Source organism: Streptomyces cinnamoneus, assembly GCF_002939475.1.
Classification (GTDB): Bacteria; Actinomycetota; Actinomycetes; order Streptomycetales; family Streptomycetaceae; genus Streptomyces; species Streptomyces cinnamoneus_A.
Window position 1 is genome coordinate 5,635,979 of sequence record NZ_PKFQ01000001.1, and the last position, 12,060, is coordinate 5,648,038.

Genomic DNA, 12,060 nt, shown 5'->3' on the forward strand with positions numbered 1-12,060 from the left:
TCAAGGAGGCAAGCCGATGTTTCCCCTCGACGTCGCCGTCACCGACCGGATCCACGCCCACCCCGAGGCCGCCGGCCTCGGCTCCCGACTCCCGCTGTAGAGGTGCCGCGATGACGATCGACCGGAACATCCAGGAGATAAACCGCACGATGTGGTCGTACGGCGAGTACCGCCACGTCGCCGACCTGCTGCGACCGGGCGCCGCCGACCTCGTCGAGCGGCTCGCGCCGGGCCCCGGCACCCGCCACCTCGACGTCGCCACCGGGAACGGCAACGTCGCGCTGCTGTCGGCTCTGCGCGGCGCCGTCGTGGACGGGCTGGACCTGACCGACGAGTTCTTCCCCGACGCCCGCACCCGCTTCGACCAGGCGGGCGTCACCGTGGACCTGCACCGGGGCGACGCCCAGGAGCTGCCCTTCCCCGACGCCTCCTTCGACCTGGTGACGTCCACCTACGGGGTGCAGTTCGCCCCCGACCACACCGCGGCCGCCGGCGAGATGGCCAGGGTGCTGTGCCCCGGCGGACGCGTCGGGATGTGCAACTGGACGGCACGCAGCTGGACCGCCCACTTCCAGGCCGTCCTGTCCTCCTACTTCCCCTCGGCGGCCGGACACCAGGGACAGCCGATGCTGTGGGGCGACCCCGACTACCTCACCGAACTGTTCGGCCCGGGGTGCGCCGTCACCGCCGAACGCCGCGAACTGTTCTACGCGTTCCCCTCGGCGGACGACCTCATATCCTTCTTCGCCACGTGCTTCGGCCCGTTCATCGCCGCCAAGAACACCATCGCGCCTCCCTCCCGTTGGAAGGAACTGCGGGCCGAGCTGGTCGAGATGACCGAGCAGTTCCACACTACCGACGAGCGCGGCACCGGAGTGCCCGTCGAATACCTCCTGGCCGTCGTGGAGACGAGGGGGGACCGGTGACCGGCCTGCCCGCGCACTACCCGCCGCTGCCCCTGGCCGAAGGGGCCCGGGAGAAGGCCCTCATGGCCGCCCTCGCGCGCAGCGAGCCGTACCCGACGCAGGACGGCGTCCACGCCCACGTCCAACGGCACGCCGCCGCCCACCCCGACCGCGTCGCCATCGAGGACGGCCCCCACACCGTCACCTACGCGGCCCTGGCCGACCGCATGCGGCGCGCCGCCACGGGGCTGGCCGCGGCCGGCGCCGGCGCCGGCCGCGTCGTCGCGGTCGGCGGCCGCCGGGGCGCCGACGTCGTCACCGCCTTCCTCGCCCTCGAACTGCTCGGCGCCGTCTACCTCCCGGTCGACACCACCTGGCCCGCCGACCGCGTCCGGTCCGTCCTCGCCGACAGCGGCGCCGCCCTGCTCGTCACCACTGGACCACCCGAGGACCACGAGAGCCTGACCAAGGGCGCCACGGCCGCCGGCACCCCCGCCGTCCCCCTGCCGCTCACCGGCGATCCGTACACCCGCACGACACCGCCCGCACCCGACGAGATCCGCTACGTCCTCTACACCTCCGGCTCGACGGGCCGCCCCAAGGGAGCCGTCATCGAGCACCGGGGCATGCTCAACCACCTGTGGGCCAAGGTCGACGACCTCGGCCTGACCGAGGACGACCGGCTGGCCCAGACCGCACCGCTGAGCTTCGACATCTCCGTGTGGCAGATGCTCGCGCCCCTGCTGCCCGGCGGCCGCGTGCAGATCTACGACGACGCGCAGGCCCAGGAGGGCGCGGCCCTCCTCCACACGGCACTGCGGTCGCGCACCACGGTGCTGGAGACCGTGCCCACCCTGATCCGCTTCCTGCTGGACGCCCACGACGCCGACGGAACCCGGCCCGACGCGCTGCGCTGGATGATCGCCACCGGTGAGGAACTGCCCCCCGCCCTCGCCCGGCGCTGGACCGCCACCTTCCCCGGCACGGCCCTGCTCAACGCCTACGGCCCCACCGAATGCTCCGACGACGTCACCCACGCCGTGCTCACCAGCCCGGACCCCGACGTGCGGCACCTGCCGATCGGCGGGCCGATCGGCAACGCCGTCCTGTACGTCCTGCGGGAGGAGGACGGCCGCTGGCAGGCGTGCGCGCACGGCGAGACGGGCGAGCTGTTCGTCGGCGGAGTCGTCGTGGGCCGCGGCTACCTGGGCGACCCGGAGCGCACCGCCCGCGCCTTCTTCGCCGACCCCTTCACCGGCGGCGCCGGACGGCTGTACCGCACCGGCGACGCCGTGCGCGTCCTGCCCGGCGAGCAGCTGGAGTACACGGGCCGGATCGACCGGCAGGTGAAGATCGGCGGAGTCCGCATGGAACTCGCCGAGATCGAGGCGGTCCTCGCCGCGCACCCCCAGGTGGCCGCCTGCGCGGTCACCGTCCGCACCCCCGCCCCGGACGGCGCCCTCGTGGCCCGCGAGAGCGCCCACACCGCCGACGCCGCCCCGCCGCCCCGGCTCGTCGCCTACGTCACCTCCCCGGAGGGCGAGGCCGCCTCGGAGGACGCCCTGCGCGCGTACGTGGCCGAGCGGCTCCCCGCGGCGATGGTGCCGCACACCGTCGTCACCCTCCCGCGGCTGCCCCTCACCAGGAACGGCAAGACGGACCACCGGGCCCTGCCCGACCCCCCGCCCCGGCGGCGGCCCCGGAGCCGCCCCTTCGCGGCACCCCGGGGCGAGGCCGAGACCCGCGTCGCCCAGGAGGTCGCCGACGTCCTGGGCACCGGCCCGGTCGGCCGCGACGACTCCTTCCTGGAACTGGGCGGCGACTCGCTCCAGGCCATGCGGCTGCTGGCGCGGCTGCGCCGGGCCGGCTCGACCGCGAGCCTGCGCGACGTGCTGCGCGACGGCAGCCCGGCCGCGCTGGCCGCCCACGGATGGCGTGAGCCGGACGCCGCCGGCACCCCGGCGCGGCAAACCCTCCCGCCCGGCCCCCGCACCCGGCCCCTCACCCCCCAGCAGGCCGGCGTCTACTTCCACTGGCGGCTCGACCCCGACAGCCCGTACTACAGCTACCAGGGCTCACTGGAGCTGGACGGACCGCTGGACCCGCCGCGCCTGGCCCGCGCCTGGCAGCTCCTCCTCGGCGAGAACCCGCAGTTGCTCGCACGGTTCACCGAGGGCGCCGAGGGCGACGACGGCGCCGACGTGCTCCACCACTACCCCCACTGGGACGTGCCCCTGCCGTCGCACGCCCGCAAGGCCACCGCGGAGGAGTACCGCCGCCACGCGGCGGCCGAAGCCGGCCGCCCCTTCGACCTGACGTGCGAACCCGCCCTCAGGGCGGAGCTGTTCGAGCTGCCCGGCGGGCAGCACCGGCTGCTGGTCACCATGCACGAGTTGCTCCTGGACGGCTGGGGGGCCACCGTGCTCTTCCAGCGGCTCGCGGAGCTGTACGCGACGCGCCCCCAGGGCCCCGACCCCGAGCGGGCCACCCGCTACGACCGTTACCTGGAGCACCAACGGCGGCTGCTGGACACCGAGGAGGTCGCCGAGGCGGGACGCTACTGGAGCCGCCGGCTCGCCGGCGAGCTGCCCGTGCTGGAACTGGCCCGCAAGCAGCGGCCGGCCACCCCCGGCTACCACGGCGCGACCGTCGAGGCGGTCCTCGACGCGGACCTGACGCGGCGCCTGAACGAGACCGCCCTGGCCGCCTCCGCCACGGCCTTCGTCCCGCTGCTGGCCGCCTACGCGCTGGCGCTCGGTTACTACGGCGACGCGGAGGAGGTGATCGTGGGGGCGCCCATGGCCGGGCGCGAGCGACCGGAGGCGGCGGACGTACCGGCCTTCACGCTGGCCATGCTGCCGCTGCGCCTGCGGATGGACCCGGACGTCCCGCTGGCCGAGTTCACGGCGCAGGTGCGCGAGACCGTCCACGACGCCTACGCCGCCGCCGACCACCCCTTCGGCTGGACGCTGCGGCGACTGCCCGCGGCCACCCGCAGCTCCGCCGCGACGCCCGTCTTCCAGACGATGCTCAACATGCTGCCCTACCCGGCGCGCGAGACCACGGCGGCCGGCGTCGGATTCCGCTTCGTCGAACTGGACACCGGCTACACCAAGTACGACTGCGCGCTGTACGTCCAGCCGCACGGCACCGACCGGTTGCTCCTCCAGTACGCCTACCAGCGGGAACTGCTGGAGGCACAGGCGGCACGGGACGTCCTGGCCTCCACCCTGACCGCCCTGCGCGCCCTCACCGACCCGGCACGCGCCACGGGCACCACCATCCGTTCCCTCGACCTGCTGCCTGGAGGCGAGCACTCATGACCGCACCCACCCTCCTGGACCGCTTCGCCCGGCAGGTGGCGGACCACCCCGACGCCGTCGCCCTGCGCCACACCGGCACCTCCCTCACCTACCGCGAACTGGACGAGTGGGCCGGGCGGCTGGCCGCCCGGCTCGCGGCCAAGGGCACCGGACCCGGCTCCCTCGTCGCCCTGGCGGCCGACCGCGGACCCGCCGCTGTCGCCGGAGTGCTCGCCGTCCTCAAGACCGGCGCCGCCTACCTGGGACTGGACCCGGCGACCCCCGTGCGGCGCCAGCGGCGCATGATCGAGGAGGCCGGGCCGCACGTCGTCCTGGCCGAACCGGGTCTCGACCGGTTCCCCACCCTCGACGTGCCCCGCGTCCGCCTCGTCCCCCTCACCGAGGGACCGCTACACCCCGGCCCCGCCCGGGAGCCGGACGAGGACGACCTCTTCCACATCGTCTACACCTCCGGAACCACCGGAAACCCCAAGGGCGTGCGGATCAGCCGCCGTTCGGTCCGCAACCGGCTGGAGTGGATGTGGCGGGACCACCCCTTCACCGAGGGCGCGGTCCTGGCCGTCCAGAAGTCCGTGGCCTTGGTCGCCTCCCCCTGGGAGCTGCTGGGCGGCCTGCTCCAGGGCGTCCCCTCGGTGGTCCTCGGCAGCGACGAGGTGCTCGACCCGGCGCTGTTCGCCGCCGCCGTCGCCCGGGAGGCGATCACCCACCTGTACGTGACGCCCCAGCTGCTCGCCGGACTGTTGGAGGAGAGCGCCGCCCTCGCCGGCGGCCACCAGCCGGTGCTGGTCACCAGCGGGGCCGACGCCCTGCCCGTGTCCGTCGTCCGCCGCTTCCGCGAGGTCTGGCCGGCGGCCACGCTGCTGAACCTGTACGGCATGACCGAGACCGCCTCCAACGTCGGCGCCTACGACACGGCCGCGCTGCCGGACGACGCCGAACGCGTCCCCGTCGGACGGGCGGTGGCCGGCGCGGTGCTGTCCGTACGCGACCGGCTCGGCCGGCGCCTGCCCGCCGGCGCGCCGGGCGAGGTGTGGGTCAGCGGACCTCCCCTCGCCCTGGGCTACCTGGGCGGCGACGACGGGGACCGGTTCACCACGGACGCCTCCGGGACCCGCCACTACCGCACCGGCGACCGCGGCCGCCTCCTGCCGGACGGCGCCCTGGAGATCACCGGACGCACCGACAACCAGGTCAAGGTCCGCGGCTACCGGGTGGAACTGGAAGAGGTCGAGTCCACCCTGCGCAAGGCGCCGGGCGTCACCGACGCCGGGGCGTACGCCGACCGGGAGGAGGGCGAGACACGCATCGTGGCCTGCGTGACGGCCGGCGAGGAGCTCGACGTCCCCGCCCTGCGGGCCCACCTGCGCGACCGGCTGCCCGACTACATGCTGCCCGCCCGCGTCGAGCAGGTGCCCCGCCTGCCGCTCGGCACCAACGGCAAGCTCGACCGCGCGGCCCTGCGCGACGTCGTGGCGAGCACCCGGGCCCGACGGGGGAGCGACTTCGCGCCCGCCGACGCCACCGAGGCGGCCGTCGCCGCCCTGTGGCGGGAACTCCTCGGCGCGCCGCCCGCCACCGCGGACGAGAACTTCTTCGACGCCGGCGGCCATTCGCTCCTCGCCGTACGGCTCGCGGGCCGGCTGGAGGCGACCGCCGGCCGGCGCGTCCCGCTGCGCCGGATCCTGGGCGCCCCCACCGTCCGGGGCATCGCCGCCGTGTGCCACGAGGTCCGGAAGGAGGCGCGCGGATGAGCACGCCATGGCTGAGAATCCACGACGACGCGCAGGACGGGACCCTTGTGGTCTGCTTCCCCCCGACCGGCGCCCACGGCGCCAGCTTCGCGGGCTGGCGCGCCGCGCTCCCCGCCGGGACGGCCCTCGCCCTCGTCGCGCCGCCGGGCCGCGGGAGCCGGATGGACGAGGAGCCGGTCACCGGCATGGCCGCGTACGCCGACGCCGTGGCGGCCGGCCTGCGCACGGCCGCGCGGGGACGGCGGCTGGTGCTCGTCGGCGTCAGCCTGGGGGCGCTGCTGGCCTACGAGACCTGCCGCCGCCTGCTGGACGCCGACGTGCCCGTGGCACGGCTGTGCGTGGTGGCCGGGCAGACACCCGGCGACTTCCACGGCGACGGCGGCGAGCTGACGGCCGACGACGCCCGCGCCTTCGTCCTGCGCACCGGGCTGACCGACCCGGAGCTGCTGGCCGACCCCGACTTCGAGGACGTCCTGCTGCCCCCGGTCCTCGCCGACCTGCGCCTGTCCGGCGGCTACGACGGCCGGCACGCGCCCGCGCTGCCCGTGCGGCTGCGGGCGGTGTGGGCCACCGACGACGAGCACGTCCCGCGCCGGGCCGTGGAGAAGTGGGCCGCCTGGACCACCCTCGACTGCGTCGTGACCGCCGTCGAGGGCGGTCACTACGTCCACCAGGAGGCGCCCGGGGCGGTCGTCGCCGCCTGCCTGGACGAGCACGTCCCCACGGCCGGCGGCCCCTCCCGCCGGACGCTCCTGGGCGCGGGCGTCACGGCGGTCGCGGGCGCCGTGCTGACGCCGGGCACCGCCACGGCGGCCCGGGGCCGGGCGGCTGCCCCCGCCCCCCACCCCTTCGAGGGCGACCCCACCGATCCCCTCGCGCTCGCCGTCGCCATGATCCGGCAGAACACGAGCAACCCCGGCGACGGCGCGGTCACCCGCCCCCACGCCCTCCTGCTCCAGGGCGTCTTCGAGGCGGCCGGGGTGGCCACCGAGATCGTGCCCACCCCGAAGCAGGACAACGTCCACTTCCTCGCCCGCGTCCCCGCCGCCCGCCCCGGAGGGAAGAAGCCCCTGCTGCTCCTGGGGCACAGCGACGTCGTCCCGGCCACCGGCGACACCTGGACTGTCGAGCCCTTCGCCGGGCTCGTCAAGGACGGCATGCTCTACGGCCGGGGCGCCCTCGACATGAAGGGCGTCACCGCCGCCTTCGTCGCGGCCCTGCTGCGCCACGTGAAGGAAGGGACGCGCTTCGACCGGGACGTCGTCCTGTGGTCCGACTGCGACGAGGAGCAGGGCCCCCACGGGGTCCGCTGGTTCCTCTCCGAGCACCCGGACAAGGTCGACCCGGGCGTGGTCCTCACCGAGGGCGGCTGGGTGCTGGGCCAGCGCGACGGGAAGACCCCGATGATCGCCGCGCTCACCTGCAACGACAAACGCTCCCTGCTGCTGCGGCTGGAGACCGCCTCCTACGCCACCCACACCTCCAAGCCCTTCACCGGCCAGGCGGTCACCCGCCTCGGCCAGGCGCTGGAGCGGCTGGGCGGCTGGCGCGCCCACATCCGCCCCAACGCCCTCTCGCGCCAGTACTTCACCGAACTCGCCCGCGCCACCGCCGACCCGGCCCTGGCCGCGGCCGTCCGCGCCATGCTCGACGCCCGCACCGAGGCCGTCCGCGACCGGGCCGGCGACGAGGTGGTGCGCCTGAGCGACACCCCCGAGCTCCACAACGCCATGCTGCGCACCACCGCCGCCTTCACCGCCACCAGCGCCGGCTACTACCCGAGCATCGTCCCCGGCACCGCCACCGCCGAGTTCCGCGTGGCGTTCCTGCCCGGCGGCGACGACCCCGGCCGCACGGTCGCCGAGCTGCGCCTGCTCGCCGGGGACGGTGCCACCCTGCGCGTGGTGGGCAACCCGGGCGAGACGGAGGAGCAGGCGATCGACCGGCTGCGCGGCTATCTGTCCGTACCCGACTCGACCGCCGACACGGACGTCTTCCGCGCCTGGCAGGAAGCCGTCCGGCAGACCCACCCGGGGATCCGTGCCTCCGCCTGCCAGTTCGAGGCGGTCACCAGCGCGGTGCCGTTCCGCGAGCGGGGTGTCCCCGTCTACGGCATCTATCCCTTCACGGTCACCCGGGACATGCTCCGGCGCATGCACGGCACCGACGAGCACATCGACGTGGCCGCCCTGCGGCAGGGCACGGAGACGGTGTACCAGCTGCTGGGGAGGCTGCGGGCGGCCCCGTGACCGGCCGCCCGGCCGGTGCCGGGCGGGAGGGGGACGCCCTCCGGCATCGCTTCAATAAATCTTCACAAGGCGCGGGTGACGGGGGGTAACCCGCCGGGCGGCTCCCCGATTTGCCGGTTATGTCCCGTGCGCTTGATGGGCCTGTGTCCGTCTATGTTCCCCGGGGATCGAGGGGCGCCCGTATCTGTTACTCGATCTTGTGGAGAAGTTGTGATGATCGCGTAAAGGAACCGGAAAGCCAACTTCCGGATAGTCCGTCTTGTGAACCCGGAGCCGCCAAGACGGTTGGCTGGGCCACCCGTTCGCATGCTTATATCTGCGCACCGCGACGGCTCTTCGAACGGTGGTCGATTACGACCGGGTCGTCGGGGGAGTGGTCGGACCGTTTTCGTCGCGGCCCGCCCACATCAACTTGAGAAACATTCACATGACATGAAGGGTGCGCACATCATGCGTAACGACATCGAGACCCGTGAGATCGCCGACGCCGAGCTGGACGCCGTTTCCGGCGGTGTGAGCATCTCCGGCGGCCTGCTCGGCGGCGTGACCGGCGACGTTCACACCGTGCTGGGCACCGTGACCAACCTCCAGACCGTCCAGGCCGTCCGCCCGACGGTCGGCGCGGTCGAGGGCCTCGTCGGCGTCCACGTCGGTGTCGCCGGCCTCTGAGCGGGATGCGCCGCCCATGAACCCCGGAACGCTTTTGTTCCGGGGTTCACGGGCGTCCGCGTAATTCAGCACCCGTGTCACGAATGCAGTCGAAGGAATAGTTCGTGCAGTTCCGCCAAAAGGCGCTTTCCAAGCTGCAATCGCCTGAAGAACTCGATCTGCCCCTACGCTTCGCGCGCCCGCAAGGCCGGCTCGTCCTGGCCGTCACGGTCCTCGTCATGGCCGCCGCGGGCTTCTGGGCGTTCACCGGATCCGTCTCCTCCAAGCTGACCGCGCCCGGCATCCTCATCCACGCCGAGGGCGGCTACCTGCTGCAGAGCCCCTACGCGGGACAGGTCACCGCCGTCTTCGCCAAGGAGGGCCAGCTGCTGCCCCCCGGCGCACCCCTCCTCCAGGTCAGCACCGACCGGGGCGACCGGGCCGTGCGCGTGGTGGCCGGCGGACGCGTGACGACCCTGGCCGCCAGGACGGGCTCGGTCCTCACCACCGGCGCCGACGTGGCCACCGTGGAACGCGTGAAGAACCCCGGCGACCCGCTGGTGGCCATGCTGTACGTGCCCGCCGGGAACAGCGGCGCGATCCCCGTGGGCGCCCCGGTCGACCTGGACGTCCAGTCCGTCGCCCGCGAGCGGTCCGGTGTCCTGCGCGGCCGCGTCAAGGCGGTCGGCCGCGCTCCCCAGACCCAGGCGCAGATCAGCGGCTTCCTCGGCGACAGCCGGCTCGCCGCGCGGTTCGCCGGACAGAAGGACCCCGTCGCGGTGCTCGTCGAGCTGGAGACCTCCGCCACCACCCGGTCCGGCTACCGGTGGTCCTCCGCGGACGGCCCCCCGTACGCCCTCGACTCCACGACGCCCGTCACCGCGGCCGTCCGCCTCTCCGCGCAGCACCCCGTCGACTGGCTGCTCTCGTGACCGCCCCGCAGCCACCCGCGCCCGCCGGACGCCGGCGCCACCGACCCGAACCCAAGGGCGGCGCCCGCCGCCGCTCCACGCCCCCCACCAGGGGCCGCACGCCCCGGACCGTACGCACCCCCAGCGTGCTGCAGATGGAGGCCGTCGAGTGCGGCGCCGCCGCGCTGGCCATGGTGCTCGGCCACTACGGCCGCTTCGTGCCCCTGGAGGAGCTGCGCATCGCCTGCGGCGTCTCCCGCGACGGATCCCGGGCCAGCAACCTCCTCAAGGCCGCCCGCGGCTACGGGCTGACGGCCAAGGGCATGCAGATGGACCTGGCCGCGCTCGCCGGCGTGCGCCCGCCGGCCGTCCTCTTCTGGGAGTTCAACCACTACGTCGTCTACGACGGCATGGGCCGCCGCTTCGGCCGCCGGGGCGTGTACGTCAACGACCCGGCCAAGGGCCGCCGGTTCGTCACCATGGAGGACTTCGACACCAGCTTCACCGGCGTCGTGCTCACCTTCGAACCCGGTGAGGACTTCCGCCGCACCGGCCGCCGGCCCGGCGTCATGGGCGCGATGCCGGCCCGCCTGCGCGGCACGTCGGGCACCATGCTCGCCGCCGTGCTCTCCAGCCTCCTGCTGGTGGCCGTCGGCGCGGCGGTGCCCGCGCTCAGCCGGACGTACATCGACATGTTCCTGATCGGCGGCCGGACGTCCCTGCTGGGCGTGCTCTTCGCGTCGATGGCCACCGCCCTGGTGCTCACCGCGACGCTCACCGCGCTGCAACAGGCCAACCTGCTGCGCGGGCGCATCATCTCCTCCACCCTCGGCAGCGCCCGTTTCCTGAGGCACCTGCTCAGGCTGCCGGTCACCTTCTTCTCCCAGCGCAACCCCGCCGACCTGGTCCAGCGCCTGCAGTCCAACGACGCGGTCGCCGAGACCCTGGCCAGGGACCTCGCCGCCGCCGGCGTGGACGCCGTGGTCGTGGTCCTCTACGCGGTGCTGCTGTGGACGTACGACCCCCAGCTGACGGTCGTCGGCATCGGCATCGCGCTGCTCAACGTGTTCGCCATGCGGATCGTGATCCATGTGCGGGCCACCGGCACCCAGAAGCTGCGCGCCGAGAGCGCCCGGCTCACCAACACCTCCTACAGCGGCCTGACGCTCATCGAGACGATGAAGGCCACCGGCGGCGAGAACGGCTTCTTCCGCCGCTGGGCCGGCCAGCACGCCGTCACGCTCGACGTCCAGCAGCGGCTCGGCGTGCCCAGCGCCTGGCTCGCGGTCGTCGCGCCCACCCTGGCCGCGCTCAACAGCGCGCTGATCCTGATGATCGGCGGGCTGCGGGCGGTGGAGGGCCACCTCTCGGTCGGTCTGCTCGTCGCCTTCCAGGCCCTGGTGGCCAGCTTCACCGCGCCCATCACGCGCCTCAACGGCGTGGCCGGGCGGATCCAGGACTTCGCCGCCGACGTCGCCCGCCTCAAGGACGTCGAGAACTTCCCCGTCGACCCCCTCTACGCGCGCCGCGAGCCCGCCGCCGGCACCCGCCGCCTGACCGGCCACGTCGAACTGGAGAACATCACCTTCGGCTACAGCCCGCTGGACGCCCCGCTGCTGAAGGACTTCTCCCTCTCCGTCGGCCCCGGGCAGCAGGTCGCCCTCGTCGGCGGCTCCGGCAGCGGCAAGTCCACCGTCTCCCGGCTGATATCCGGCCTCTACGCCCCCTGGGAGGGCACCATCCGCATCGACGGTATGCGCCTGGAGGACATCCCGCGCGGCGCGCTGGCCGCCTCCGTCTCCTTCGTCGACCAGGACGTCTTCCTCTTCGAGGGCACCGTCCGCGACAACATCGCCCTGTGGGACCCCTCCGTCCCGGACGAGGCCGTCGTCGCAGCCCTGGAGGACGCGGCCGTGTACGACGTGGTGGCCCGGCGCCCCGGCGGCATCCACAGCCGCGTCGAGCAGGACGGCCGCAACTTCTCCGGCGGCCAGCGCCAGCGCCTGGAGATCGCCCGGGCGCTCGTGCGCCGCCCCAGCGTCATGGTCCTCGACGAGGTGACCAGCGCCCTGGACGCGGCGACCGAGCAGGTCGTCATCGACAACCTGCGCCGCCGCGGCTGCGCCTGCGTGGTCATCGCCCACCGGCTGAGCACCGTGCGCGACAGCGACGAGATCGTCGTGCTCGACCGCGGCACGGTCGTCGAACGCGGACGGCACGAGCACCTGCTCGCCGTGCCCGGCGCGTACGCCGAACTGGTCAAGGAGCACTGA

At 74.1% G+C, this 12,060-nt stretch carries 7 protein-coding genes; all 7 read left to right on the top strand.

What is annotated here, in order from left to right; translation table 11 throughout:
• The first annotated feature begins 110 nt into the window (after positions 1-110).
• Positions 111-926 (top strand): class I SAM-dependent methyltransferase, encoded by an 816-nt coding sequence (locus tag CYQ11_RS25005; protein WP_099202579.1) that lies wholly within the window; start codon positions 111-113, stop codon positions 924-926.
• Entirely contained in the window at positions 923-4,228 is a 3,306-nt protein-coding gene (locus tag CYQ11_RS25010) for a non-ribosomal peptide synthetase (protein WP_099202580.1), read from the top strand. Before CYQ11_RS25005 ends, CYQ11_RS25010 begins: the two co-directional genes overlap by 4 nt.
• Complete coding sequence (locus CYQ11_RS25015) at positions 4,225-5,979, top strand: non-ribosomal peptide synthetase (protein ID WP_099202581.1); 1,755 nt, start codon at positions 4,225-4,227, stop codon at positions 5,977-5,979. Before CYQ11_RS25010 ends, CYQ11_RS25015 begins: the two co-directional genes overlap by 4 nt.
• The gene (locus CYQ11_RS25020; protein ID WP_099202582.1) at positions 5,976-8,228 is read left to right on the top strand and encodes a M20/M25/M40 family metallo-hydrolase; all 2,253 of its coding nucleotides are present in this window, start codon (positions 5,976-5,978) and stop codon (positions 8,226-8,228) included. Before CYQ11_RS25015 ends, CYQ11_RS25020 begins: the two co-directional genes overlap by 4 nt.
• 450 nt (positions 8,229-8,678) lie before the next feature.
• A complete protein-coding gene (locus tag CYQ11_RS25025; RefSeq protein WP_099202875.1) occupies positions 8,679-8,897 on the top strand; it encodes a hypothetical protein in 219 nt (72 codons plus the stop codon).
• 104 nt (positions 8,898-9,001) lie between these two features.
• Entirely contained in the window at positions 9,002-9,808 is an 807-nt protein-coding gene (locus tag CYQ11_RS25030; protein WP_099202583.1) for an HlyD family efflux transporter periplasmic adaptor subunit, read from the top strand.
• A complete protein-coding gene (locus CYQ11_RS25035; protein WP_099202584.1) occupies positions 9,805-12,060 on the top strand; it encodes an NHLP family bacteriocin export ABC transporter peptidase/permease/ATPase subunit in 2,256 nt (751 codons plus the stop codon). Before CYQ11_RS25030 ends, CYQ11_RS25035 begins: the two co-directional genes overlap by 4 nt.